24 protein-coding genes are annotated in these 24004 nt (G+C 60.2%); 13 read left to right on the top strand and 11 right to left on the bottom strand.

All coding sequences use genetic code 11. The features are described from left to right. Window positions 1–18: 18 nt before the first annotated feature. The 3 genes from IBT47_RS09990 to csrA all read left to right on the top strand — a co-directional run bounded on the left by IBT47_RS09990 (window position 19) and on the right by csrA (window position 2768). Window positions 19–1248, top strand: a complete 1230-nt coding sequence (locus tag IBT47_RS09990; protein WP_200560319.1) for an isopropylmalate synthase — start codon at window positions 19–21, stop codon at window positions 1246–1248. Window positions 1249–1265: 17 nt separating this feature from the next. Beyond that, a complete protein-coding gene (locus tag IBT47_RS09985; RefSeq protein WP_234471824.1) occupies window positions 1266–2276 on the top strand; it encodes an AEC family transporter in 1011 nt (336 codons plus the stop codon). A 294-nt stretch (window positions 2277–2570) separates the two neighbouring features. Beyond that, complete coding sequence (gene csrA / locus IBT47_RS09980) at window positions 2571–2768, top strand: carbon storage regulator CsrA (protein WP_200560318.1); 198 nt, start codon at window positions 2571–2573, stop codon at window positions 2766–2768. A 47-nt stretch (window positions 2769–2815) separates the two neighbouring features. Here csrA and IBT47_RS09975 read toward each other — a convergent pair whose 3' ends face one another. Both IBT47_RS09975 and IBT47_RS09970 read right to left on the bottom strand, forming a co-directional pair. Beyond that, window positions 2816–4105: a type II toxin-antitoxin system HipA family toxin gene (locus tag IBT47_RS09975; RefSeq protein WP_200560317.1), complete on the bottom strand. Its 1290-nt coding sequence runs from the start codon at window positions 4103–4105 to the stop codon at window positions 2816–2818. Then, complete coding sequence (locus tag IBT47_RS09970; RefSeq protein WP_200560316.1) at window positions 4102–4482, bottom strand: helix-turn-helix transcriptional regulator; 381 nt, start codon at window positions 4480–4482, stop codon at window positions 4102–4104. Before IBT47_RS09970 ends, IBT47_RS09975 begins: the two co-directional genes overlap by 4 nt. Window positions 4483–4815: 333 nt before the next feature. Here IBT47_RS09970 and IBT47_RS09965 point away from each other — a divergent pair, with 333 nt between their 5' ends. From IBT47_RS09965 to IBT47_RS09925, 9 genes are all read left to right on the top strand, one after another. Further along, window positions 4816–5172 (top strand): RAQPRD family integrative conjugative element protein, encoded by a 357-nt coding sequence (locus IBT47_RS09965; protein ID WP_200560315.1) that lies wholly within the window; start codon window positions 4816–4818, stop codon window positions 5170–5172. Further along, window positions 5169–5402 carry a TIGR03758 family integrating conjugative element protein gene (locus IBT47_RS09960; RefSeq protein ID WP_023100970.1) on the top strand — a complete coding sequence of 78 codons (234 nt, stop codon included), beginning with the start codon at window positions 5169–5171 and terminating at the stop codon, window positions 5400–5402. The genes IBT47_RS09965 and IBT47_RS09960 overlap by 4 nt, the downstream gene beginning before the upstream one ends. An 85-nt stretch (window positions 5403–5487) precedes the next feature. After that, entirely contained in the window at window positions 5488–5784 is a 297-nt protein-coding gene (locus IBT47_RS09955) for a TIGR03745 family integrating conjugative element membrane protein (protein ID WP_227507244.1), read from the top strand. A gap of 9 nt (window positions 5785–5793) precedes the next feature. Next, window positions 5794–6195, top strand: coding sequence for a TIGR03750 family conjugal transfer protein (locus IBT47_RS09950; protein WP_200560314.1), 402 nt, complete (start codon window positions 5794–5796; stop codon window positions 6193–6195). Next, window positions 6192–6884 (top strand): PFL_4703 family integrating conjugative element protein, encoded by a 693-nt coding sequence (locus IBT47_RS09945; protein ID WP_200560313.1) that lies wholly within the window; start codon window positions 6192–6194, stop codon window positions 6882–6884. Before IBT47_RS09950 ends, IBT47_RS09945 begins: the two co-directional genes overlap by 4 nt. Continuing rightward, complete coding sequence (locus tag IBT47_RS09940) at window positions 6881–7789, top strand: TIGR03749 family integrating conjugative element protein (protein ID WP_200560312.1); 909 nt, start codon at window positions 6881–6883, stop codon at window positions 7787–7789. Before IBT47_RS09945 ends, IBT47_RS09940 begins: the two co-directional genes overlap by 4 nt. After that, window positions 7779–9218, top strand: coding sequence for a TIGR03752 family integrating conjugative element protein (locus IBT47_RS09935; protein WP_200560311.1), 1440 nt, complete (start codon window positions 7779–7781; stop codon window positions 9216–9218). Before IBT47_RS09940 ends, IBT47_RS09935 begins: the two co-directional genes overlap by 11 nt. Next, window positions 9199–9633, top strand: coding sequence for a TIGR03751 family conjugal transfer lipoprotein (locus IBT47_RS09930; RefSeq protein WP_195314625.1), 435 nt, complete (start codon window positions 9199–9201; stop codon window positions 9631–9633). The genes IBT47_RS09935 and IBT47_RS09930 overlap by 20 nt, the downstream gene beginning before the upstream one ends. Next, window positions 9633–12515, top strand: coding sequence for a conjugative transfer ATPase (locus IBT47_RS09925; protein WP_200560310.1), 2883 nt, complete (start codon window positions 9633–9635; stop codon window positions 12513–12515). The genes IBT47_RS09930 and IBT47_RS09925 overlap by 1 nt, the downstream gene beginning before the upstream one ends. An 87-nt stretch (window positions 12516–12602) precedes the next feature. On the opposite strand, the gene fic is transcribed toward IBT47_RS09925, so the two are convergent. After that, a complete protein-coding gene (gene fic, locus IBT47_RS09920; protein WP_200560309.1) occupies window positions 12603–13721 on the bottom strand; it encodes a protein adenylyltransferase Fic in 1119 nt (372 codons plus the stop codon). Window positions 13722–14020: 299 nt separating this feature from the next. Here fic and IBT47_RS09915 point away from each other — a divergent pair, with 299 nt between their 5' ends. Beyond that, the gene (locus IBT47_RS09915; protein WP_200560308.1) at window positions 14021–14725 is read left to right on the top strand and encodes a DsbA family protein; all 705 of its coding nucleotides are present in this window, start codon (window positions 14021–14023) and stop codon (window positions 14723–14725) included. A 93-nt stretch (window positions 14726–14818) separates the two neighbouring features. On the opposite strand, the gene IBT47_RS09910 is transcribed toward IBT47_RS09915, so the two are convergent. The 8 genes from IBT47_RS09910 to IBT47_RS09875 all read right to left on the bottom strand — a co-directional run bounded on the left by IBT47_RS09910 (window position 14819) and on the right by IBT47_RS09875 (window position 23969). Next, complete coding sequence (locus IBT47_RS09910; RefSeq protein WP_200560307.1) at window positions 14819–16096, bottom strand: OprD family outer membrane porin; 1278 nt, start codon at window positions 16094–16096, stop codon at window positions 14819–14821. Between the two features lie 109 nt (window positions 16097–16205). Further along, window positions 16206–16994: an ABC transporter ATP-binding protein gene (locus tag IBT47_RS09905; RefSeq protein ID WP_200560306.1), complete on the bottom strand. Its 789-nt coding sequence runs from the start codon at window positions 16992–16994 to the stop codon at window positions 16206–16208. Further along, a complete protein-coding gene (locus IBT47_RS09900) occupies window positions 16991–18019 on the bottom strand; it encodes an iron ABC transporter permease (protein WP_200560484.1) in 1029 nt (342 codons plus the stop codon). Before IBT47_RS09900 ends, IBT47_RS09905 begins: the two co-directional genes overlap by 4 nt. 60 nt (window positions 18020–18079) lie before the next feature. Continuing rightward, complete coding sequence (locus IBT47_RS09895; RefSeq protein WP_200560305.1) at window positions 18080–19198, bottom strand: ABC transporter substrate-binding protein; 1119 nt, start codon at window positions 19196–19198, stop codon at window positions 18080–18082. Window positions 19199–19686: 488 nt separating this feature from the next. Next, window positions 19687–21273, bottom strand: a complete 1587-nt coding sequence (locus tag IBT47_RS09890) for a surface lipoprotein assembly modifier (protein WP_234471823.1) — start codon at window positions 21271–21273, stop codon at window positions 19687–19689. A 210-nt stretch (window positions 21274–21483) separates the two neighbouring features. After that, a complete protein-coding gene (locus IBT47_RS09885) occupies window positions 21484–22272 on the bottom strand; it encodes a Slam-dependent surface lipoprotein (protein WP_200560304.1) in 789 nt (262 codons plus the stop codon). A 206-nt stretch (window positions 22273–22478) separates the two neighbouring features. Next, a complete protein-coding gene (locus IBT47_RS09880; protein WP_200560303.1) occupies window positions 22479–23375 on the bottom strand; it encodes an energy transducer TonB in 897 nt (298 codons plus the stop codon). Beyond that, a complete protein-coding gene (locus tag IBT47_RS09875) occupies window positions 23376–23969 on the bottom strand; it encodes a biliverdin-producing heme oxygenase (protein ID WP_200560302.1) in 594 nt (197 codons plus the stop codon). It lies immediately after the preceding gene. Between the last annotated feature and the right edge of the window lie 35 nt (window positions 23970–24004).

The following is a 24004-nucleotide window of genomic DNA, read 5'->3' as shown; positions in this document are numbered from 1 at the left end:
TTAGAGGAGTAGATGAAGATGGCCCTACTAAAGTTTCCGGATAATCACAAACCACGTTATTCCGATTTCAGTATTGACGGCATTCTGGACGAAACGCTCAGAGAAGGCGCTGAACGCTGCGCTTTCTCCGTCCCGGCCGAAGATAAAATTCCTCTCATCTCAAAAATACTTGAATCCGGGGTTCGAGATGTTGTCTATGGCTCCGGCCCGAACGACCCCACGCACCTTTTTCAAACCATCAATGATCTGATCGAGAAGGATGCGCTGCCGGCAGACGCGCGATTTTCCTTCATCATGCTGCTGAATTGCCATGAGCCGATCATGGCGCAATTCGAGTCATTTCCGGATGCCCTCAAACAGTACGTGACGATCAGCTTTGGCATGGTTTCCCACAAGGCGGACGAGAGACTATTCGAGCGCACGACCGACCGGCTACGAAGTTGGGGTTTCGAAAGCTTCAGGGTCAGTCTGCTGAATAATTTCAGCACCGGAATCGATGAGGGCTCTTACGAAAAGATCACCGGAGACATCGATCGCTCTCTCGCGATGGATATACAGACCGTTCGCATCAATGACTCGCTCGGAACCCTTTATCCGGAAGCAATGGCCGTCCTTGCTGCCAATTTGCGTCATCAGTATCCACGAACCGATTTTTGCTTGCACGCTCACAACGACCGCGGGCTGGGCCTGCAAAATGCGCTGACTTCGCTGTATCACGGCTTCAACATCATCGAAGGTGGCTTTGCTGGAACAGGTAATCGTTCCGGCCTTCCGGCGATCGAAATTCTGGAGCTGATATTTCGCGAGCGAAACATCCTTATCAACGGGCACTCACTGGATACGGATGCCGTCATTGACGCCGCTCGCTTATCGGAAAGAACCTTTCTTTCCATGCCTGACCTTTATCGACCGGTCAGCGGCCACATCGTCAACCAGGAGAACATGGGCGTCGCCAACATCCCAGCCTTCCTGGGGGCCGCGCGCGAGATTCCGTATTTCCTGAACAGCACGGGCCTCCATGATGCGACCGTGCAACGGATATTGCTGGACGAGGGTCTTCAAGACGAATCCGATGACCCCGCTATCGTGCAAGAGGTCAAGAAAGAGCTCGATGCGATCCTGACTGCGACGTACCCTAGGAAGCATCACGAGTTTGAGCGGATGCGCGAAGAATTGGTCCAGTTCTATGCGTCTGATGTCGTCTATGCATCGACCGTGGGGCAGCTCGTGAGGCACCTTGTCAGATAACTCCCGGAAGCCCTGGAATGACCTCCGGGGCCTTTTTTGAACAAGAAAGAAAACAAGGAAATAAAATGTTCATGATCGTCGCCCCCATCTTTCTGGTCATACTCGTGGGTTATTGCTATGGGCGATTCAAGCCCGATAGCGGCGGCGCAGACAAACTGATCAACGACTATGTTCTGTATGTCGCCCTGCCTGCGTTGCTCTTTCTTGCCATTGCTCGTGCCGACATCGGCGAATTGAAGCAATGGGGCTTCATTCTGTCCACATTGTTCGGAATCGCCGTTTCGTATGTGATTGCCAGCCTGATTGCGAAAGCGATGAAGATCGGACTGCCGCAATCATCCATCCTGAGCATGGGCGCCTGCTATGGCACGACCGGGTATATGGGCGTGCCGATCCTGATTTCCGTGTATGGTCAACAGGCCGCACTGCCGGCCGCCATCGCAACGATCCTGCACAACATACCGGCGATTATGGCCGTGATCATCAGTTGGGATGTGTTCTCCAAACGCTCATCCGGGGAACAGATACCTGTTCTTCGAAGCGTGTGGCGCGCCGCACTGACCACCATCAAGAATCCTCTGACACTCTCGGTTCTGGCAGGGCTGTTGTTCGTCCTGCTCGATATCAAGGTGCCCGCCTTCATCGAGTCGTTCGCGAGCTTCCTTGGCAATGCCGCTGGCCCCACAGCATTGTTCGCGCTTGGCCTTGGACTGGCACGGCTCAACTTCAAGGAGCATTTCAACGTCACGGTGGGCAAGACGGTTCTGCCGATGGTGATGCTGAAGCTCTTCGTGCAGCCAGCCATTACCTTCGCAGCAGCCTTCTACGTTTTCGGCCTGCGTGAAGACCAGGGCCTCTGGTTGGCAGCGGCCGTAGTGATGGCGGCTCAGCCGATCGGTGCGGGCGTGTATGTCTTCGCCAAGAAATACGACTATCAGCAGGACGTCATTTCTCTGTCCATCATCGTGTCGCTGCTCCTCGCCCTTGCAACCATTCCGCTGGTGCTGAATATGTTTCCCTTTTCATGACTGTTAAGGAAAGGCGGTCAATTCGACTGCACGCATGACATTGCCGGGCGCCACCGAATTATTGATCGGCAATAACGATCAATTTTCAATTATTGATCTGTGAAAACATTTATGAAAAACGAAATACTTCTGCCATGATGGAATTCCGCCCGGTACTTCATGATGAGGAAGCCCGGAGTGGAATAGCGACCAACACCATGGAAAACCCCGCCCGTGCTTTTCTAGCCGGGCCTTTCCCTTTAGTCGCAGGCGATCTTCCATTGAAAAGCATGAATTTCCAGCAAGGAGGGCTAGATGCTTATTTTGACACGCCGCATTGGCGAGACCATCCATATTGGCGATGACATCACCGTCACCATTCTTGGCATCAACGGCATGCAGGTGAAATTCGGAACGACTGCGCCGAGGGACGTTGATGTTCATCGGCAGGAAATCTACGAGCGAATTCATCCCGGAAGTGCTTCGAAGTTCGAAGGCGATTACCCTTACTAGAAGCAGTGAAAGCGGGCGCTGTTAGCGCCCATACCCTCCAGATTGAATCAGCCGAGCAACGCTTTCGCAAGTGACATCTGCTCATGCTCAAACGCCGGCGCAAAGTCATCCAATTCGTTCAAGCGTAGCCCCACTGCCGCACACAACGCAACCTTTCGCCAGTCCAGCACGGCGGCATACACCTCCGCCAGCACTGCCAGCGCATCGTTTCTGCTCAATGAGAAATATGCGCTTCGGGCCAGCAGCATCTCAAGGTCGGTGATCGGCCCATCCTGCTCCGACAGCCAGGTCTTCGATTCGCGATCCTTGTCAGGGAAGGGATTGATGTCGAAGGCCGGCGCCAACCGCCAAAGTCCTTTGTCGACGTGCAGAAAACCATGGTTCTGCAGGTGGTCATCCACATTGGTGATCAGCAGGTTGAAGACCAGCCGCCGCCACAATTGCTGCACATCCGCAGTTGGTGAATGCCCCACAGAACGGACAGCGTCGGCGATCTCGGTATAGCTCCGGTCCTCTTCACGTGAAGCCTGGAGCAAGGATGCAGCGGACTGGTACGGAATGCGTCCATCGACCCCATCGCGATCGAAGCGGCGAATGACCGCGACCGGCGTGCCCTCGATCTCGACGATGCGGGCAGGCGCGGCATCAATGCCGGCTCGCTGTGCCAGGCACAGGGCCAGGACCTCGCCACGCGTCACGCTGCGCGTATCCCCCACGCTCGGGAGTTTTCCGATCGCCAGCGCGCCATCCTCATCGACCACCGTGCTCTTGGGACGCATGCCGCCAAGCGATGTGCCCTTGCCTTGCAGGTAGCGCAGATCCTCGGTGCTTTCCTGACCCTGCTCGACCGCGCGGCTCGCCTGGTAGATGCGCTGCAGTTCCAGAAGCGGCGGCGTGCTGCGCCGGCCTTCGTCGACCGTCCTGCAATAGCGCCCATCCTGATCACGCAGACGCAACGCGCCCACCCGGCTGAAATCATCAACCGCCAGCAGATAGTCCAGTTCGGTCAAGGGTGCGAGTTCCGCGTTTTCCTTGCGGCGCTTGGCGTGGTCCCGCGCGATGACCCTGCGCCCCCAGGCATCCGGCGCCGTATCGGCAATGGCGAAGTGAAAGACCGAATCGTGCGCTGACGGCGCGCGGCGTGGCTGATAGCCAGAGTGAAGCGCGAGGTCGGCAGACACATTGAACCCGTCCGGGTTTGCCAGCCAGCTCTGGTCGTAGGCGAAGGTGGTGTTTTCGCGACGCCCCTGCTTGACATAGACGAGGGTGCCGACAGGCGTGCCGGCCTTGCCGATGCAGACCTGGATCTGCTGGCGTATCGAAACTGCGGATTTCATAGTGCCCCCGATGTTGGCGGCTTGCTGCGCACGCGTTTGGGAAGGTGTTCGTCCATCAAGGTCAGGCCAATGTCGTCGCGCGCGGTATCCAGCAGCCCGGCCAGGGCCTGTATCTCGCCGAAGACATGCAGGGCGCGGGCGAAGAAGTGGATAGGCACGCGCACATCGCCTTTTTCCATGCGCCGAACGGTAGACACGGATGCGCCCATCCGCTCGGCCAGCGAGGCCTGCGAAATCCGGCGGCGCCTGCGCGCCAGCGCGACGTCGCTGCCAAGCTTGCGGATCGCTCGCTCGACCGGCAATGGCAGTGGCAGTGGCAGTGGCGCATCTAATTTATCGCTCTCACGGGAGCGCCTATCTTCATTATCTGTCTTCATGAGATAGATTATTGCACTCCTCGCCAAAACTTTCAATAACCGCTCCCAACAGAGCGAAATGAGCAGATTAGCACTCTCATCAGGATGCTTTTTTGCGTCTCCTGCGTACCTGTTTCCAATGCAAGCATACAAGCCGCATTTGCGTTCACACCGTGCTCCGACACCTTGCAGGGCGCCCAGAACCGACCGTAGCCGATACATCATGTGCGCCTCCAGACGCACACCCCCCCCGGCATCCCAAGAATGTGGTGAGCCGCCAGTTCTCATTGTTTGCGGCTTTCACACGCTCTCCGCCGCAGCATCAAGCCATTACGCATCAACGGGGAATGCACGATGGCACGGTCCAATCGCTCGGCACTTGCAAAGCGCAGCGCGCTCGCGGCGCTGCTGATTGCCGGCCTGTCGACGGCTTTGCCGGCGACTGCGGCCGACGACAGCAATGAGAAGGAACATCTGGCGGCAGTCGTTCGCCAGCTGGACCTGCTCGATCGCCTCGCGAAGCAGTCCGCCGCGACCGCATCGCAGGAGCGCGCCCGCTATCACTTCGACTACACGCGCCTTGCTGCTGACCTGCAGCGCATGCGGGCCGGCATCAACGACTACCTCACGCCGCAGCGCGCCCAGCCGCGCGACCCCGCGGCGTTGCAGGGCGATTACCGACAGGACTCCGAACAGGAGCCGAAGAAATGAATGCCAGCCAGATAACCGCCTTCCAGGCCAACGGCGGCTTCACCCCATCCGCCGTGTCCGTCGTGCTGGTCGGCGCGGTGTTCGCGGTCCTGCTGCTGTGGGGCGTGTGGGCGCTGCGCACTGCTTATGTCGGCTGGTCGGAGCAGCGGATTTCCCAGCGTCAGTTCCTCGGCGTCGCGGTGCGTTTTGTCGCGATGTACGTCGTGCTGACTTTTTTCCTCCTCTCGTAACGCAAAGGCTCACATCATGAATCCGGTTTCGCATCCCTTCCGCTCCACGCGCATCGCAGCCCTGGCGTCCCTGCCGGCGTTTGCCATGCTGAGTTCACTCGCTCAGGCCCAGGGCCTGCCCACGCTTGAAGACCCGTCGCGCGGCACGGGCTCGGGCATCATGGATACGCTGCGCAACTACGGCTACGACATCGTGATGCTGATCGCCTTGCTGGTGGTCGCGTCGATGTTCGTGGGCGTGTGCTACCACGCCTACGGCACGTATGCCGAAATCCACACAGGCCGTAAAACGTGGGGACAATTCGGCCTGACCGTTGCGGTTGGCGCCGTCCTCCTGGTCGTCGGCATCTGGCTGCTCACCGAAGCCACCGGCGTTCTGTGAGGGTCAAACATGCCTGAGCATCAGGACGTCCGGCCTGACGGAACGGTAGCGTTCCTGCCGCATCGCCTCAATCGCCATCCCGTGGTCGTGCGCGGCCTCACGGCGGATGAGTTGTGGGTGTGCGCAGGCCTGTCGGGCGCGGCTGGCCTGTCAGTGGGCATCCCGCTGGCGATCGTCTTCTCGATGATCGCCATCGCGCCCACCGCCATCGTACTCGGCATCGCCGCCGGCGTCTTCGCCGGCGGCGGCATGCTGCGCCGCCAGAAGCGCGGCAGGCCCGACACCTGGCTGTACCGGCAGATCCAGTGGTGGATCGCGCGGCGGCATCCTGGCGTGGCTCAGTTCATCGGCGGCCGCGATCTGGTGACCCGTTCGGGCTACTGGACCACCAGACGGAGGACCGCCTCGTGAGCCGCTTCAAGAATGAGATCACCCACTTGCAGGCGCACATCAAGACCCTGCGCCTCGGCGCGGGCGCCTTGCTCCTGGTGGCCCTGGTGATGGGGATCGGCTGGTGGAACGCACCGCGCGACCTGACCATCCACGTCCCGCCGGACCTGCGCTCGGGCAGCACAAGAAAATGGTGGGAGGTTCCGCCTGAGTCGGTTTATTCCTTCTCGTTTTATATCTGGCAGCAACTCCAGCGCTGGCCCGTCAACGGCGATGAGGACTATTCCCGCAACATCCATGTGCTGTCGCCTTACTTCACGCCATCCTGCCAGAGCTTCCTGCGCCACGACTACGAGTACCGCCGCACGGCCGGCGAGCTGCGTCAGCGCGTGCGCGGGATCTACGAGATCCCCGGCCGGGGCTACGGCGAAGACCCCACGTTGCGGGTAAAGGCGGTCTCGGACCGCGACTGGATCGTCACGCTCGATGTCACGGCGGACGAATACTACGGCTCCGAACAGGTCAAGCGTGCGCTGGTGCGCTACCCCCTCAAGGTCGTGCGTTCGGACGTCGATCCGGAACGTAATCCATTCGGCCTGGCCATCGACTGCTACAGCGGTGCGCCGCAGCGCATCACCACCCCCGACCCCGTGACACCGACCGGTACGACATCCGGCGGACTCGGCGGCGCTTTGGGAGAGACACCATGAAACATGTCCTTTATGCCCTTGGACTGCTGGTGACCACGAGTTTGCCTACCACGGTCCAGGCGCTGGAAATCCTGCGCTGGGAGCGGTTGCCGCTGGCGGTGTCCCTGCATGTTGACCAGGAGCGCGTCGTCTTCATCGACCGCAATGTCCGCGTCGGCGTCCCCGCATCGCTGGCCAGCCGCCTGCGTGTCCAGAGCGCCGGCGGCGCAATCTACCTGCGTGCCAGCGAGCCGATTGAGCCCACCCGGCTGCAATTGCAGGATGCTGACAGCGGTGCCTTGATCCTGCTGGACATTGCCGCCGAACCGGCACCGGCCGGACAGGCGCCGCTGGAGCCGGTGCGCATCGTCGAAGCCGAAGGCGCGCCGACCCGTTACGGTGACCTCGCGGCGGCGGCAAAGATCGACGACAACGGCACGCAGCAAGCGATCTCCCGCACGGCTCGCGAAACACCTGTTCCGGTGGTGCTGACGCGCTATGCGGCCCAGAACCTTTATGCGCCGCTGCGTACCGTCGAGCCCGTATCCGGCATCACGCGCGTCAATCTGAAACGCAACCTGCCACTGGATACCTTGCTGCCAACCCTGCCGGTGCGCGCGCGTGCGCTCGCCGCCTGGCGCCTCGATGGTTTGTGGGTGACGGCGGTACGGCTGAACAACACCTCGAAGCGCTGGCTCTCCCTCGACCCTCGCGACCTGCAAGGCGACTTCATGACCGGGGCGTTCCAGCACAACACGCTGGGTCCGGCCGGCACGCCCGATGACACCTCGGTCGTCTATCTGGTGACAAAGGGGCACGGTCTGGGTGAGTCGCTGTTGCCGACGATTAGCCCGGTCAATGCCGCGCTGAACCTGCCGGAACCGAAAACACCGGCTCGCAAGGATGGAGGCCGTCATGAAAGGTAATGGCCTGCTCAAGTGGTTGATGATTCCGATGGCGCTGCTGCTGGTGTTCGTCGGTGTGAAGCTGTTTTCCGGCGGAGGTAGCCAGCCTGGCCGGGACGGTGGGACCCAGCTCACGCCCGAAGAAGCAAGGGCGCTTGGCATCGAAGGCGACACGCCGCGCGACACCGTGGCGACCCTGGTCGGCCAGGTCCGGCAGTTGCGCACCGAACTGCAGACGGCGCTGACCGACAACAAGACCCAGAAGGCTGAGAACGAACGCCTGCGTCAGCGCGAGGGCGCCATCGATCGCCGTATCCAGAGCGCCCTGGAGACCGAGCGCAACCAGTTGAAGAATGACCGCGAACAGGTCGCCAGCGAACGCCAACAGACCCAGGGCCTGCTGCAAGACCTGCAGCGCCAGTTCGAAAACCTGAGCAGCAAGAACGGCCATGCCGATCTGCCCGTCGGGCTTGGCCTTGAACCCGGCGATGGCGCCGGGCTCGGAGCCGATGGTGTGCGCTGGATCGAGCCGGAAGATGCGCGCAGCGATGGCAAGAGCCGCAGCCCCGGCACTGCGGGGAGCTTCACATTCCCGAACAGCTTCGGCCCGGCACAGAAGACGCTGGACACCACCCGGGAGACGGTCGCGGATGCGGGAGCCAAGGCGGCCGGCATCTCCACCGCCAGGCCGGTCTATACCGTACCGACCAACGCCACGCTGATGGGTTCGATTTCGATGACGGCATTGATCGGGCGCGTCCCGATCGATGGGACCGTGAACGATCCGTACCCCTTCAAAGTCCTGATCGGCCCGGACAATCTCACCGCAAACGGCATCGACATTCCCGATGTCGCCGGCGCGGTCGTCAGCGGTACGGCATCGGGCGACTGGACGCTCTCTTGCGTGCGCGGGCAGATCCGCTCGGTCACGTTCGTGTTCCATGACGGCACCATCCGCACGCTGCCGGAGGACGGCGATCGTGGCGGCAACCGCCAGCAGAACAGCAACGGCAATAGCAGCAGTACGCAGGATGGCCTCGGCTGGATCAGCGATCCCTATGGCATTCCTTGCGTGAGCGGTGAACGGCGCAGCAACGCTCAGCAATACCTGGGCACCCAGGCGCTGATCACCGCGGCCGGAGCGGGTGCGGCGTCGCTGATCAAGTCGGACAACGGCAGCGTGGCGGTCGTCGCCAACAACAACGGCTCGCTTGGCACGGTCGGCATTTCCGGCAACGAAGCGATGGGCCGCATCCTGGCCGGTGGCGTCCAGGACATGTCGCAGTGGGTGAACAAGCTCTACGGCCAGGCGTTCGCGGCCGTGTACGTCAAGCCCGGCGCCAGGGTCGCGGTTCATCTCGAACAACCCCTCACCATCGATTACGACCCGAAGGGGCGCAAGGTCGATCATCGTCTCGGAGGTGCTTCTGATGCACAGGATCTGGATTAACGGCCTGGCGGTGCTGGTCATCGCCGTGGCGCTTGGCGGTTGCTCGACCAGCAAGGAAAAGCTGCTGCCTCACGATGGGCAGAGCATGCTGGATATCTGGAACGAGGAAACCGGCGGCAACGCCCGCGGCGGCCAGACCGCCCGGCAACTGCTCGATGCAAGACAGTCGCTGCGCCGCCCGCTGACCGAAGTCGATGTGAAGGCCGCGCCGGCGGTCAATGCCAGCTACACCCGCACGGCGCAAAACGAGATATACCGGCAGTTCCAGCGCCTGCCGAATCCCGATCTGGTGATGTACGTGTTTCCCCATCTCGCGGGGACCGATCCGGTGCCTGTCCCCGGCTACACCACCGTCTTCCCACTGTACCAGCGCGTGCAATACGCCATGCCGGGCGAACGGACCGAGGATTACTGATGGACTGGCCGTTCTTCAAGCGCCGTGCTTCGTCGCCCAATACCGATAGCGGCTCCTCGCCAGATGCTCCACCGGACGCATGGGAGCGCTACCTCGCGCAGTTGCAGGCGCACGGCATCCCTGAACCCGGCAAGCGGGACACCAGGCGCAGGTCCGCGACGCTGGCCGACGAGCAGGCGCTGTACGACGTTTCGCCGTCCTTTGCCGATCTGCTGCCGTGGGTAGAGTACCTGCCGGAGTCCAGGTGCATGCTGCTGGAGGACGGAGCTTCTGTCGCCGCATTCTTCGAGCTGATGCCGATCGGTACGGAAGGCCGGGAATCCTCATGGCTGGCACAGGTCCGTGATGCGCTGGAAAACGCGATCCAGGACAGTTTCGATGAACTGGACGAGTCCCCCTGGGTGCTCCAGTTGTATGCCCAGGATGACGCCGACTGGAACCGCTATCTTTCCACCCTTGAAAACTACCTTCAGCCCCGGGCCAGGGAAAGCGCGTTCACGGAGTTCTACCTGCGCTTCTTCGGCCACCATCTGCGCGCCGTCTCCAGGCAGGGAGGGCTGTTCGAGGACCGCACGGTCACACGTCTGCCCTGGCGCGGGCAGACGCGGCGTGTTCGGCTGGTCGTCTACCGGCGCGTCGGCAATACGCCGGCCCGACGCGGGCAATCGCCCGAGCAGGCGCTGAATATCGTCTGCGAACGCCTGGCCGGCGGCCTCGCTAATGCCGGCGTGCAGGCGCACCGCCTGGATGCCGCCGCTATCCATGCCTGGTTGCTGCCCTGGTTCAATCCCGGTCCCGCCCTGCTGGGTCCGACAGACGAAGACCGTGAGCGGTTCTATCGTCTGGCGTCCTATCCGGAAGCGACCGGAGAGGACGAACTGGAACTTGCCAGCGGCGCCGATTTCGCGCAGCGGCTGTTTTTCGGCCAGCCGAGATCCGATGTCGACAACGGCCTCTGGTTCTTCGACGGCATGCCCCATCGCACCATCGTGCTCGACCGCCTGCGCAACCCGCCGGCAACCGGCCATCTGACCGGCGAAACCCGCAAAGGCGGTGACGCCATCAATGCCCTGTTCGACCAGATGCCCGAGGACACGACCATGTGCCTCACCCTTGTGATCACCCCCCAGGACATTCTCGAAGCCCATCTGAACCATCTGGCGAAGAAAGCGGTCGGCGAAACCCTGGCATCGGAACAGGCGCTCAAAGATGTGCAGCAGGCGCGCGGGCTGATTGGCAGTTCGCACAAGCTCTATCGCGCTTCGCTGGCGTTCTACCTGCGCGGGCGCGATCTCGCCGATCTCGATATGCGCGGCCTTCAGCTCGGCAATGTCCTGCTCAATGCCGGCCTGCAGCCGGTGCGCGAGGAAGACGAAGTGGCGCCGCTCAACAGCTACCTGCGCTGGCTTCCCTGCGTCTACGATCCCGGCAAGGACAAACGGCAGTGGTACACCCAGCTCATGTTTGCCCAGCACGCGGCCAATCTGGCGCCGGTCTGGGGACGCAGCCAGGGAACCGGCCATCCGGGCATCACCTTCTTCAACCGTGGCGGCGGCACGATCACTTTCGATCCCCTGAACCGCCTTGATCGACAGATGAACGCGCACCTGTTCCTGTTCGGACCCACCGGCTCGGGCAAGAGCGCGACCCTGAACAACATCCTCAACCAGATCACCGCAATTTACCGTCCGCGAATGTTCATCGTGGAAGCGGGTAACAGCTTCGGGTTGTTCGGTGATTTTGCGGCGCGGTTGGGCCTCACTGTGCATCGCGTCAAGCTGTCACCCGGCGCCGGCGTGAGCCTCGCACCGTTTGCCGATGCCTGGCGCCTCGTCGATACGCCGAGCCAGGTACAGACGCTCGATGCCGATGCGCTGGACGAGGACAGCGCAGAAGAGGAATCAACTGAAGGTGACGAGCAGCGTGACGTGCTGGGCGAACTGGAAATTACCGCCCGGCTGATGATCACTGGCGGCGAGGACAAAGAGGAAGCCCGAATGACGCGGGCCGACCGCAGCCTGATCCGTCAATGCATCCTTGAGGCCGCACAGCGCTGCGTGTCGGAGAAGCGTACGGTGTTGACCCGCGACGTCCGCGATGCGCTGCGCGAACGCGGCCGCGATCCAACCTTGCCTGAAACGCGCCGTACGCGTCTGCTGGAAATGTCGGATGCGATGGATATGTTCTGCCAGGGGATCGACGGTGAAATGTTCGACAGGCCCGGTACACCGTGGCCGGAGGCGGACATCACCATCGTTGATCTGGCGACCTTCGCGCGGGAAGGCTACAACGCACAGCTCTCCATCGCCTATATCAGCCTGATCAACACGGTGAACAACATTGCCGAACGCGATCAGTTCCTCGGCCGTCCCATCATCAATGTGACAGATGAAGGCCACATCATCACCAAAAACCCGCTACTCGCACCCTATGTTGTAAAAATCACGAAAATGTGGAGGAAGCTGGGGGCCTGGTACTGGCTTGCTACACAAAACCTCGACGACCTGCCGAAAGCGGCCGAACCCATGCTCAACATGATCGAATGGTGGGTGTGCCTCAGCATGCCGCCCGATGAAGTGGAGAAGATCGCCCGCTTCCGCGAACTCAACCCATCGCAGAAAGCCCTGATGCTCTCGGCGAGGAAAGAGGCCGGCAAATTCACCGAAGGTGTGATCCTCTCGAAGTCGATGGAATTACTGTTCCGCGCCGTCCCGCCAAGCCTGTACCTGGCGCTTGCCATGACCGAGCCGGAAGAGAAGGCGGAGCGCTACCAGCTGATGCAAGAGTTGGGCATTAGCGAGCTCGATGCTGCCTTCAAGGTCGCGGAAAAGATCGACCGGGCTCGCGGCATCAACTCGTTGCCGCTGGACGCACTGGACTGACCGGAGAATTGGCCTACCGCTTTTGCGTGTAAAACCGGCCAGGCCAGCCCGTTTGCGATGCGCCGGGTCGCACGGCTGGTACGTTCATCAGGCGTAAGGCTGGAAGTGGTTGCTGTCCCGGTTGAGCAACTGCATCAGCCTGGGATGTATGAACAGCTTTTCTTTACCAAGCGGCATCTCATGCAGTACCCCCAGGTCGGCCAGGTCATGCAGATAGCGCGAGGCGGCCTGGCGCTGGGCAATCCCCTTGTCCACCAGGTTGCCGATGCGGCAATAGGGCTGCTCAAAGATGACATCCACCAGTTCACGGGTGTAGACCTTGGGCAGACGCGTGCGCACGTACTCGGTGGTGTGTTCGGCCAGTCTGCGGATGGCCGCAATCTTCCCGGTGGTCCATTTGGACGTCTCGGCCACGGCTTGCAGCATGAAGATCAACCAGGGTTCCCAGGCCTCATCCCGCGTCACGCCAAGCAGCAGGCGGTAGTAATCGGCCTTGTGGGCAATCACATGACGGCTGAGGTAAAGGATGGGCAGGTTCAACAGATCTTCCTGAATGAGGTAGAGGATGTTGAGCACGCGGCCAGTGCGGCCATTGCCGTCGGTGAAGGGGTGGATGGCTTCGAACTGATAGTGACCCACGGCCATTCGGATCAGCGGATCTAGTCCAGTCTCGTTATGCAGAAAGCGCTCCCAGTTGGCCAGCATGTCGCGCAAGCGGGCTTCGCCTTCCGGTGGGGTGTAGACCACCTCGCCGGTGCGGTCGTTGGAGAGCTGGGTGCCCGGCGTGCGGCGGATGTCCATGTCCACCCCTTTCAGGGTGCGGCAGACGTCCACGGCGGTGGCGGTGCACAGCGGCCGCGTCTTGAGCGACCGAAACCCCTGGTGCAGCGCGGTGCGGTAGCGCAGCGCCTCTTTGGTGGCGGGGTCGGCATTGTCTTGACCCTGCGCATACTGGAACAGCTGATCGGTCGTGGTGACGATGTTCTCGATCTCCGAGCTGTCCTTGGCCTCCAGCAGCGGAATGGTGTTGATCAGCATCGCCTGGTTGGGGATGAGTTCGGCCGCCTGCTTGAGCTCGGCCAGCGCGGCGCGCGCCTCGATGCAGGCCTTGAGCACGGTCCGGGTTTCCAGTTCATGCGCCGGTGGCAGCGCCAGCAGTTGGTTGTGGGGGTGCTCCGGGCGCCAGGCAAGTGAAGCGTCATTCATAATGCAAAAATCTCATTTCAGCGACATGTTCGTAGCTTATGTCGCTGCCGACGACACGTCAACGGAACATGTTCTTTTTTTGATGAAATAACGACACGTTGAAGCTTCATGTCGTTTCTGACGACATGAGCACCTCGACATGTAACCAGATGCCAGCTTTAAAAATCGAAGAGCCGCCAACAACCCGGATCGGGGGAAATGCGCTTTGTTTGCATCCGGAACAAGCCCCTTGTGTTCGACTGTGATGAAGAACCGGCGTCTAACATACCGACCTTTCGGCGGGCAATCGGGAACCTGTCATGCAATCTTCTCCTTTCTCACGTTTTATCCTTAGCCGCAGGCTGGGCCCCGTGGTGGCTCTTGCGGCCCTACTGGTGGCCCTGGGTATTTGGTACTTGGCGAACCCGTCCGGCTCTTCACCAAAGATCGGCGCCGATAACGCCGTCAGCCAACATTTTCAGGCGGGACCACCATGGCGCTACGGCAGGGCCGACGCACGTTTTACCTTGGTTTTGTACGCCGATCTGGAATGCCCGTATTGCAAGAGCTACTACCCGACGCTCAAGACATGGATTGATCAACACACTGAGACGAACCTGCAATGGCACCACCTGCCACTCCCCATGCATGAACCGGCGGCGTCACAACAAGCGCGCCTGGCCGAATGCGTCGGCGAAGCCGGAGGTCATACGGGATTCTGGCAAGCAGTCACCTGGATCTATCAACACACCCGCAGCGACGGCGCGGGCATCCCTGATAACATCGCGTACCCATCGCTTACGCCAGCTATCCAAACCTGCCTGAACAGTCTCCGACCACAGGCAATCATTCAGGCACAAGCCAGCGAGGCCTCAAATGAGCGTATCACCGCCACGCCGACCGTGAAACTGATCGACGGGAAGAGCGGCCGGACGCTCGTATTGTCCGGACCGGTCGAAGGCGATACGCTGTTGTCCGCCCTCGATTTGCTATCCGCCGACCAGAGCATTAAGCAGGTGGAATGAAAAGGAAATAACGCCTGCCAATGGCTGACTACCGCTGCGAAACCTCTTGGTGGCGTTCGGTGATGCCGAACCAGCCGACTCCTCCATTTTTTATTAAAGTACCCCGTAGTTCCAGCTGACCAACAGAATGTTCTGATCCTGGCTGTGTGTGCCTGTGATGTTGGTACGGTATGCCACATTCTTCCAGGCGATCGTAACGCCCTTCACGACATCCTCGGGCACATCATAGCTAAGCCCCAGGGTGCGGACCCACTCGTTCTGGTCTCCGCTTTTCTTCGTCGCCTGCGCGTGGCTTCCTGAAACATAGCTGCTGTTGAAGTGGAGACCGGTCAACCCAAGGCTCGACAGATTGGCACTGTAGCGCAGGACAATCGCCTGTTCATGGGCCGTCCTGAATTTGGAAAGCGGCGAATCGCTGATCAGTCCCGTCGCACCGCCGGTTGTATTGGTGGAAATTCCATCGACGCTTTGCCCTGGATCGAGATATGGGAAATTGCTGGACCCTGTCAGCTTTTGGTAGCCCAGACCAAAAGTATTCACGGGGTTCGACCACCAGAGCATCCCGCCGAACGCATCATTGTCAACGTTGCCGCCGTATCGGCGCCCATCGTTGCGGCTGTTGAAATAGCGAAGATCCACCTTCAGCTTGTTGTCCTGCGCAATCGTGAAGGTCTTCATCGCACCGACATAGTGCTGTTGGTAGAAGTCATTGAGCCGCGCGTAATAATAGCTCAACGCAAGCTGCTTCACCGGCGTATAACGCCCACCTGCGTAGCTGAACCCGGAGCTATATCCGCTCGCTTTGCCAGAAGATTTCAGCTTCTGAAAATGCGTCTGGTTGCGCCCCTGCGCCCGATCGATGAAACCGGCATCCAGCGTCAGGTTGTCAAAGTCGGATGACGTCAGGGTGTAGCCACGGTAGAGCGACGGGAGCAATCTTCCGTCATTGGTTTTGATGACCGGAAGGTTCAATTTCTGGAAGCCAGCTCTGGCATTGGTCTTGCTGACTTTCGCCTTCAGCGCCAGACGGGCTGAAGCAAAGCTGCCCGGCGCGCTATTGTCAGCGTGCTGGGGAAACATTCCGGTAGCGGTGTTGTGTCCATCAGCGCCGTTAATCTTCAGCCCGAGCAGGCCAATGGCATCTACTCCGAAACCAACAGGACCATCCGTATATCCGGAACGCCCGTTGATGATGAAACCTTGACCGAGTTGCTCGCCGGTCGGCTGGCTGGAGGACGTGTTTCTGCTGTCGTTGTTGTAATACATTGTACGGGCAGTCAGATCGACATGACTGTCGTTCAAAAAATTGGCAAAAGCCCATGTGGGCGCCAAGGTTCCGCTCATGATGACGCAGGTGATCAGCTTTTTCATAATTCATTGACCTGTCAATTTGCAAAGATAAAGCCCGGTTGCCTGTCGCAATCAGGCTGAATGTTCTGGGCAATCGGAGGAGTTCCCCCGATTGCCCTAGAGGCATGCCTCATGGCCCGACCAGCCCATCGATCATGACCTGCAGCACGCCTCGCGAGCAGGGCTCAACGCGGCCCCGCACGCCGTAGACGCTGGCCAGCGTCTGTGGGGTGATGACTGCGGCGGGCGCACCATCGGCCAGCAGTTGGCCGCGCTTGAGCATCAGCACGTGATCGGCGTGGCGCAGCGCGATATTGATGTCGTGCACCACCACCAGGGTGACGATGTTGCGCCGCCGGGTTTCACGGCGCACCAGCTCCATCACGTGGAACTGGTAATTCAGGTCCAGCGCGCTGAGCGGCTCGTCCAGCAGCAGAAGGTCGGGCTGACGGATCAGCGACTGCGCGAGTCCGACGAGCTGTTTCTGCCCGCCCGAGAGCTGATCGAGATACTGCAGCGCCAGATGCCCGATGCCCAGCTGGTGCAGCAGCGCCATGACCTCCTGCTGTTTGTCCGGGACGCGCAGGCCCGCGCCGGCCTGGGCGGCGACGATTACCGATTCAAGCACATGCAAATGCACGCCCGACGGCAAGGTCTGCGGCAGATAGACCACTTTCTCGGCGCGTTGAGCGAAGGGCTGCGCGAGCAGGTTTGCACCATCGAGCAACAATTCCCCCGACGATGATCCGAGCCCCGCCATCGCCCGCATCAAGGTGGATTTGCCGCTGCCGTTGGGTCCCAGCAGGGCAATGATCTGGCCGCGCGCCAGCTGGGGGACGTTCAGATCCTCGATCACCGGGCGCCTGGGGTAGCCGGCGCTGAACCGGCGCAAGGCAAGGCCGGCTGTCTGCTGACTCATATATTCCCCTTGTGGCGCAGGATGATGCTCAGGAAGAACGGCACGCCGATCAGCGAGGTGACAATCCCGACCGGGATGATGGCGCCGGGTATCAGATTCTTCGATGCCACCGAAGCCAGCGAGAGGACCAGAGCACCGATCAACGCACTGGCGGGCAGGTAAAAGCGATGGTCCTCGCCGAATATCAGTCGGGCGATATGGGGCGCGACCAGGCCGATAAAACCGATCGGCCCCACGAATGCCACTGAGATGGCCGACAGGATGCTGATGCGCAGCAGCGTGCTCAAACGCAGACGTCGGACGTTGATGCCGAAGCTGATGGCGCGGTCCTCGCCCAGGCGCAGCGCGGTCAGCTTCCAGGAACTGGCGACCGACAGCGGCATCACCACCGCCAGCACGCCCAACAGTATCCCCACCTTCGGCCAGGAGGCGCGGTCAATGCTGCCCATGGTCCAGAACACCAGGCCCTGCAAGGTGTCTTCGTTGGCCACGAATTGCAGCATTGCCACCAGTGCGTTGAAGGTGAAGACCAGAGCGATGCCGAACAGGACCACCCCGGATGTGGCGACCCGCGTCCAGCGCGTGATGCCATCGAGCAGCAGAGCGGCCAGCAGGGCGAAGACAAAGGCGTTCGCCGGGACCAGCCATTGCGCCGGGAGGCCCGGAATGCCCAGCCCCAGCACGATGGCCAGCGCCGCGCCGAAGGCGGCCGCCGACGACACGCCGAGCGTGAACGGGCTGGCGAGGGGGTTGTTGAGGATGGTCTGCATCTCGGCGCCGGCCAGGCCGAGCGCCAGGCCCACGATGATGGCCATCAGCGCGAACGGCAGGCGGATGTCCCAGACGATTGCGCGGATGCCGTCGCTGGCGCTGGCGGGGAGCACCAGGGTCTGCCATAGCGTGTGCAGCGACAGCCCGGACGGCCCCATCACGAAGTCCAGCAGCAGGGAGGCGAGGATCAGCAGGATCAGCAGCAGGATCATTGCCAGGCGGCGGCGCACGATCTGGCGATAGTCTGCCACCAAGCGCCGATCGTCTGCTGACCGAACCGCTGTGTGCGGCTCAGCAAAGGTCTTCATGCGGGTTTACTCTCCCTGGCGCCAGGAAAACACGAACGGCTGGTCGGGCAAAGTGGTGAAGTGGCGCACGATGTAGCGGTAAGTCTCGTCCGGGGCCAGATTGCTGAACGCCTGGGGATAGATATCCTTGGCCAGGTATTCTATGCCGACGATGTTCCACGGATGGTTGTAGAAGTGGTGATAGACGCCATAAGAGCGCTGGTTCTTCACCGCCGAAATTTCGCCGATGCCAGTGCGCGCCAGCAGCGTCTGCGCCTGCGCGTCAACCTGTTGCGGGGTGACCTGGTAGCCCAGTGGCAGAACCTGGCTGTTGCCGCGTCTGGAGCCGGTCATGATGTAGGCGTCAGGCTGGAGGCTGATGATTTTTTCCAGCGATACGAAGCCGGAGGCGCCGGGCAGCAGTTGCGAGCCAATGTTGCTGGCGCCGACCGCTTCAACCAGTCCACCCCAGCCGCTGTGGCTGTGGGTGAAGCAGCAGGCGTCGCTGTTGCCGGCCAGCGCTTCGACGAATACACGGGGCTTGGGCGTGATGGCGTCGGTCTTCTGATGAATCGCCTGCAGCCGCTGACGGTAATAGTCGGTGTAGGCCTTGGCGTTGCTTTCCTGGTTGATGATCTGCCCCAGCAAGTCGATGCTGGGCGCGGTGTCCTTGAGCGGGTTCACTTCATAGTCGACGAAGATCACCGGGATGTGCAGCGCGCTCAGTCTATCGATCACGCCGCTTTCCTGCAGCGCGGGTTTGGCGCGCAACTGCGCAACCATCAGATCAGGTTGTCGGGCGATGACGCTCTCAAGGTTCACGTTCCCCTTGTCGCTGAAACCCATGTCCAGGATCTGGGCAGATTGCGGCCATTTCTCCTTCAGCAGCTGCCAGGTGGCGACGTCCTGCCGCTTCGCCAGGTTGTTCCATGCGACCACACGCTTGAAGGGGTTGTCCCGGTCCAGTAGCGCCAGCGCCATGATGTCGCGGCCGTCCTGCAGGATGATGCGCTGCGGCTCATGTGGGAGCGTCACGCTGCGCCCGTCCAGATCCGTCACGGTGAGGGGATATTGCGTTGCCAGGCTGCTGAATGATGCGCAGAGCAAGGCGGAGACGAGCAGGTTTTTTGAAAAATTTCTATACATAAGGTCACCGCAGAATAATTTGATAGTGCAAATAAAAATCATTCTATTTATAGTTCAGTAAACCAAATGTAAACATAAGCAAACTTACGGCAATCCTGTATACCGCATGTATAAATTAATCTTTAACTCGATTTTTATGCTTTATTATTGGTTCTTTCCACGAAGAAAAGCCTGTATTCGTAGAGTTTCGAATGAACAGGGAATGTTAGTTCCCTGACCACATGAACTTTCATGCTCACCATCGAGAAACCACGACACTGACGCCTACGAAGTATTGCCGCGCGTCAGCAGCTTTACACGCGGCGAACTCCTGGGACAATTCGTTTACGAATGGGCTGGGAACCAGCTCGATGCGCAGGGCTCCCGGAGGCTTTCTTTTCACCAGGCACCTGCATGCGGTGCCTGGCATGACAGGGCTCATCCCGTCGTGGTGGCGCGCTACGCCTGCACTGCGATAACCTTTGCTACGGCGAGGAGGAAGTACCCGTTCAGAACGTGTACTCCATTTTCAGGCTGACATCATTGCGGTTGTAAGAATAGAGCCAGTCAACGTTACTTTTCACTTTGTTGTACCGGTAGGTGAGGCTTGGAACGAAACCCGCCACCTGCCAGCGCTCGGCTTTCAGCACGAAGGTATAATTCTGCTCTTCGTCCTTGCGCCTCGCCTCCAGCAAGGGGCTGTAAATATCATAATCGCGCATTCGGTAGGCCGCGAACAAGGTTCCCTGGAATCCGGCAACCCGTACCGACGCCCCCGCCCGCATCCCTTTCTGCTGATAGGAATTGGCCTCCGCCCTGGCATCGCTGTCGACAAAATCAACTCCCCCAAAAAGCGTCCAGCCTGCGCCGACATCCCTGAAGTACGTCGCATACAGCGAATGCTGCGCGCCATTGAAGTTCCGCGCGTAGAGTTCGCGGCGATAGTGCAGATCCTTGTAATCTCCCTCCAGCTTGACGAGTGACGCCGGCGAGAGCGTATAGCTCCACTCGCCGTGCAGCCCCCACGCGCCATACAAGCCGTCGTTGCCCCACTCGTAATATTCAAATGATGGACCCAGGGAAATCTGCTGTCGGTCATCACGATAGCTATAGCCAGCCTGGGTCGTGAACGTGGTTTCGTTATAGTCGCCGTGTTGACGATACTGGGTGCCGTAAAGCAGCGAACGCGTATAGAGGCCATGATGCCCGCGCAGCGGAATCCGCTTCTGCAGGCTGGCGTCGAAATCCGTACCGCTGGCCCTGATCGCCTTGGGAAGCGTGCGCTCGTAGTAACAGAAGCCAGTGTTGTCGGCCAACAGGCAGGTCCGACTCGCGGACGTGCGGTTGACGTTATCAGACCAGGAAGGGCCGAACGAGAACGACCCCGTCCAGGCCTGACGCTGTCTCAGCGCATCGCGATAGGTCTCAATCGTTTTGCGGACGCCGGCGGTCTTGGGGTCTGAGGCATCGATGGACGAAAGGATATGCGAGAAATTCTCTTCGGCTTCGCGCTCCTGCCCATTCTCGAACAAGACGCGTGCCAGCTCAAGGCGCCCTGGCAGGAAGCCGGGCCGTAATTCCAACAATGTGCGGAACTCCGCTTCCGCCTGCTTCATCTGCCCATGCACGCGCGCCAGCGTTCCTTGCGCATAGTGCACCAGCAAGGGGTCGCGGTCCGGCAATGTCAGATACTCGGCCAGGAATTGTTTCGCCGCGCTCCATTGATGGTATTGAAGCGACAGGTAAAGGGCTCGCCCAAGCGCGCTGGCAGTTCGCTCTACCTTGTAAGACTGGCCGTTGATGGTCAGCGTCGGCCGTTGTCCCTGGGGCGGGCTGACCTCGTCTTTCAGAAGTTCGCGTTCACGATCCGCCGCCTGGCGCTCGACGTTTTGTTCAAGAAAGCGACGTGTGTCATCACGATCCTGTGCCGCGAAGGATGCAGTCGGCATCACGCCGAACATGAGCGGGAGCAGGCCTTGCATGAGAAGCAGGCCCAACGAAACATTCTGGGACAGCCGCTGTGATTGGTGCTGTTGAGACAGGGACTGCCGCTGTTCTGGACTGGAAACCGCGGATGAAGCCAGTGGATGTCGCATAGGCAAATTTTCCGGAAATCGAGCGCGCAAGCCTCCTCAACATTTCCGGCAGCGAAACCGGGGCGTCAGGGCCGGCGCTGAAAAGAGCAAGGGCGTGAGGAAACCTGCCCTTGCTCAAGGTACAAGCACTATCGGAATTCATTGACGAACATTTCCTGCAAAGTTACGACTGCCAATGAGTCCGGAGCGCCATTGTCAACGGCGTTTTACTCATGGATTTTTGGAACCACCGAAGGCGGTGTCCTTGGTCCGGTCAGAGAAAGTGACAATACCTGCGACGGCTGAAGCGCCGGTTCCGTAGAACTTGCCATCCAGCGTACCGCCCGTACCACTGGCGCTGGCGACGCTGACGTTGTTAGCCGCGAGCTGGACATCGGAGCCTACGGTGCTGATCGTGCCGCTCGTGAAGCCGATATCGCCCGTTGAGCTGGCCGCGCCAGTGGCGAAGTTAGCCGTCAACGTACTGGTTGGAAGCGTGGAACCGGAGTAGTTGTTGATCGACCGCACGGTATAGCTGACAGGTGCGGCGGTTGGCAACGTGGTGGCTACATCACCATTTTCGCCGTTGTACCAGACAGTATGGGTACCGGCCACCTTGGTGCCGATGGCAGCGGTGGTAGATTCTGCATCCCATTCGCCAAACCAGACATCCTGACTGCCGACCTGGGCAAAGGACCAAACGCCAAGACCGGAATGATTAGCCGCAGGAATCTCAGGACCGGGCGCATCGCCATTTGCAACAATTTCACGGCCACTCCATTTATAGACACCCGTAGAGTCTTGATAACTTGATAACGCAAAATGAGTAGTTGCAACAGGTATACTACCCAGTTGCCCATCAACATAAGCTGCGGTCACCGGCGTGGTTGCAGTGGTTTTAGTAACGCGAAGCCCCCCAGTTTCAGTGTAGCTCTGATTTCCAACTACAGCAGCCTGAGCCGTTCCGATTACACCTAAAACCGCGACAGCCAGGACTGTTTTCTTCATGATCTGAATCATAGAAATCTCCTTAATGGATTGATTTACAACACACCGCATGACGGAGCCGTTTTGGATGACAAAAACCACTCCGAATGCCTAGCTGCCTTGTCCCGTCAATCGCAATCAGCGAAGCTGGTTGTCATATCTGGTCAATGGCGAAAATCATTTAACTTACCCACTCATAATTACTTGCGTTATTAACATAAATGTAATTATTGCTGTGCTCATCCTTTCACGGAGAATTGCACGGGCGCGGTAATGGTCCTGTTCGCACCCGATGGCGGAGCAGGCACCGGCGACGCGCGCCGCACCAGCGACAAGACTTCGTCATCCAGTTCGCCGTGCCCTGAAGAACGTGCAAGCGTGATGGACAGAACGTTGCCAGCATCGTCGATGCTGAACCGGACGTAGACCGTGCCGGTCTCGCCGCGTGAGCGCGCATCCGCCGGATATCGCTTGCGGCGCTCAAGATGGGCCATCAGCCGCGCCTGCCATGTCGCCGGAGTCACCGACGACGAGAACAACCCGGATGTCGACTGCCGGGCCGCGTCGCGGTTCGACTGAAGAACCTGGGCTTTCGCCTCGACCGCTTGTTCCGACGCTGCCTGCGGTTGGCTCGGCATGGCCTGTGCGAGTTCCGTTTTGGCCTCTTCACGTTTCTGCTCAGGCGGCGCAGGGTGCGACACCGGCTGCGTCGCTTCGGCGCTTTCGAGCGGTTTCACCATCTCCTCCCGCACCAGACCCGCCGTTTCGGACGGTTTCTCGACAGGCTTAGGCCTGGTTTTCGCGACTTTTTTACGCTGGTGCTCAACTGGTCTGTTCTCGGTCCTGTCCACCTTTTCGGTCGGCTGGCTCTCCGTGGCCGTTTTCTGGTCAGCCGAGATTTCATTCTGGTTGACTATGACGGCTTCGGACATATCAGCCAGCTCAATCATGATGGCCGGCGGCGGTGCATTGTCGGCGGCGGCCAACGGTGGCTGGTACAAGAGCCACAGCAGGCCTCCGCCATGCAGCGCGACCGCCACCACGCCCGCGCCAATCCACCGCTTAGCCCTGTGGCCTGGAATGGCCGCTGCTATCGCTTCCTCTGGCCGATAGAACACGGCATCTTGTCCGTTCATTCAGCCGCCGAAGCGCAAATCGACAAGCGAGCGGACACAAGCGAAGGCTGCGCGTGCGCCCTGGATGAGGCGGTCTTCCGCCGCCCCATCCAGCTCCATTCCATCGAGTGCCGTCGTAAAAGCGCGCCAATGCCGACCGCGCCCCTCCGGCGCTCCAGCCAGATGCCGCGCACCAAAGTCTTCGGAGAGGCCGAGCTTGGCCGCCTCTTTCAGCAGGAATGCGGCGCCAAGATTGGAGCCCTCGGCAACATAAAGCCACCCCAAGGCGCTCGGCAAGTCGATCGGATCTGCATCGCTTTCGCGCAAATCCGGGATATCCGCGCCAATGTCTTGCATGTCCTTGCGTATCAGGCCCAGACGCCGCCGGCCCTGGTGGTCAGGAATGATGGCGTCTAGTTCATCGTGGCAGTAGAGCCGATCGACCTGGTGATGGAAACGGTACTGCACGTCCAGAAAGCGTCCATAGCGTTCGCGGTCGGCAAAGGGGTCGCCAGCCATGATCCGCTTGTCGAGTCGGTCGTGTGCTTCATGGGTGGCCGCTTTCAACCGTTTGCAACGGCTCAACAGCTCTTCCCGCAGAAGTTCTTCGTACATAAAACACCTCTCAGCACGGCACGCTCGCAGCGGTC

This window comes from Erwinia sp. S43 (assembly GCF_016624745.1).
Lineage (GTDB): Bacteria > Pseudomonadota > Gammaproteobacteria > Enterobacterales > Enterobacteriaceae > Erwinia > Erwinia coffeiphila.
Note: the sequence above shows the minus strand (reverse complement) of the source record. Positions and strands in the feature narration are given on the sequence as shown.

What these genes read in the sequence shown, in the direction of transcription:
- IBT47_RS09990 (WP_200560319.1), top strand. Translation starts at nt 19, where the DNA reads ATGGCCCTACTAAAGTTTCCGGATAATCACAAACCACGTTATTCCGAT.
- IBT47_RS09985 (WP_234471824.1), top strand. Translation starts at nt 1,266, where the DNA reads ATGACCTCCGGGGCCTTTTTTGAACAAGAAAGAAAACAAGGAAATAAA.
- csrA (WP_200560318.1), top strand. Translation starts at nt 2,571, where the DNA reads ATGCTTATTTTGACACGCCGCATTGGCGAGACCATCCATATTGGCGAT.
- IBT47_RS09975 (WP_200560317.1), bottom strand. Translation starts at nt 4,105, where the DNA reads ATGAAATCCGCAGTTTCGATACGCCAGCAGATCCAGGTCTGCATCGGC.
- IBT47_RS09970 (WP_200560316.1), bottom strand. Translation starts at nt 4,482, where the DNA reads ATGAAGACAGATAATGAAGATAGGCGCTCCCGTGAGAGCGATAAATTA.
- IBT47_RS09965 (WP_200560315.1), top strand. Translation starts at nt 4,816, where the DNA reads ATGGCACGGTCCAATCGCTCGGCACTTGCAAAGCGCAGCGCGCTCGCG.
- IBT47_RS09960 (WP_023100970.1), top strand. Translation starts at nt 5,169, where the DNA reads ATGAATGCCAGCCAGATAACCGCCTTCCAGGCCAACGGCGGCTTCACC.
- IBT47_RS09955 (WP_227507244.1), top strand. Translation starts at nt 5,488, where the DNA reads ATGCTGAGTTCACTCGCTCAGGCCCAGGGCCTGCCCACGCTTGAAGAC.
- IBT47_RS09950 (WP_200560314.1), top strand. Translation starts at nt 5,794, where the DNA reads ATGCCTGAGCATCAGGACGTCCGGCCTGACGGAACGGTAGCGTTCCTG.
- IBT47_RS09940 (WP_200560312.1), top strand. Translation starts at nt 6,881, where the DNA reads ATGAAACATGTCCTTTATGCCCTTGGACTGCTGGTGACCACGAGTTTG.
- IBT47_RS09935 (WP_200560311.1), top strand. Translation starts at nt 7,779, where the DNA reads ATGAAAGGTAATGGCCTGCTCAAGTGGTTGATGATTCCGATGGCGCTG.
- IBT47_RS09930 (WP_195314625.1), top strand. Translation starts at nt 9,199, where the DNA reads ATGCACAGGATCTGGATTAACGGCCTGGCGGTGCTGGTCATCGCCGTG.
- IBT47_RS09925 (WP_200560310.1), top strand. Translation starts at nt 9,633, where the DNA reads ATGGACTGGCCGTTCTTCAAGCGCCGTGCTTCGTCGCCCAATACCGAT.
- fic (WP_200560309.1), bottom strand. Translation starts at nt 13,721, where the DNA reads ATGAATGACGCTTCACTTGCCTGGCGCCCGGAGCACCCCCACAACCAA.
- IBT47_RS09915 (WP_200560308.1), top strand. Translation starts at nt 14,021, where the DNA reads ATGCAATCTTCTCCTTTCTCACGTTTTATCCTTAGCCGCAGGCTGGGC.
- IBT47_RS09910 (WP_200560307.1), bottom strand. Translation starts at nt 16,096, where the DNA reads ATGAAAAAGCTGATCACCTGCGTCATCATGAGCGGAACCTTGGCGCCC.
- IBT47_RS09905 (WP_200560306.1), bottom strand. Translation starts at nt 16,994, where the DNA reads ATGAGTCAGCAGACAGCCGGCCTTGCCTTGCGCCGGTTCAGCGCCGGC.
- IBT47_RS09895 (WP_200560305.1), bottom strand. Translation starts at nt 19,198, where the DNA reads ATGTATAGAAATTTTTCAAAAAACCTGCTCGTCTCCGCCTTGCTCTGC.
- IBT47_RS09890 (WP_234471823.1), bottom strand. Translation starts at nt 21,273, where the DNA reads ATGCGACATCCACTGGCTTCATCCGCGGTTTCCAGTCCAGAACAGCGG.
- IBT47_RS09885 (WP_200560304.1), bottom strand. Translation starts at nt 22,272, where the DNA reads ATGATTCAGATCATGAAGAAAACAGTCCTGGCTGTCGCGGTTTTAGGT.
- IBT47_RS09880 (WP_200560303.1), bottom strand. Translation starts at nt 23,375, where the DNA reads ATGAACGGACAAGATGCCGTGTTCTATCGGCCAGAGGAAGCGATAGCA.
- IBT47_RS09875 (WP_200560302.1), bottom strand. Translation starts at nt 23,969, where the DNA reads ATGTACGAAGAACTTCTGCGGGAAGAGCTGTTGAGCCGTTGCAAACGG.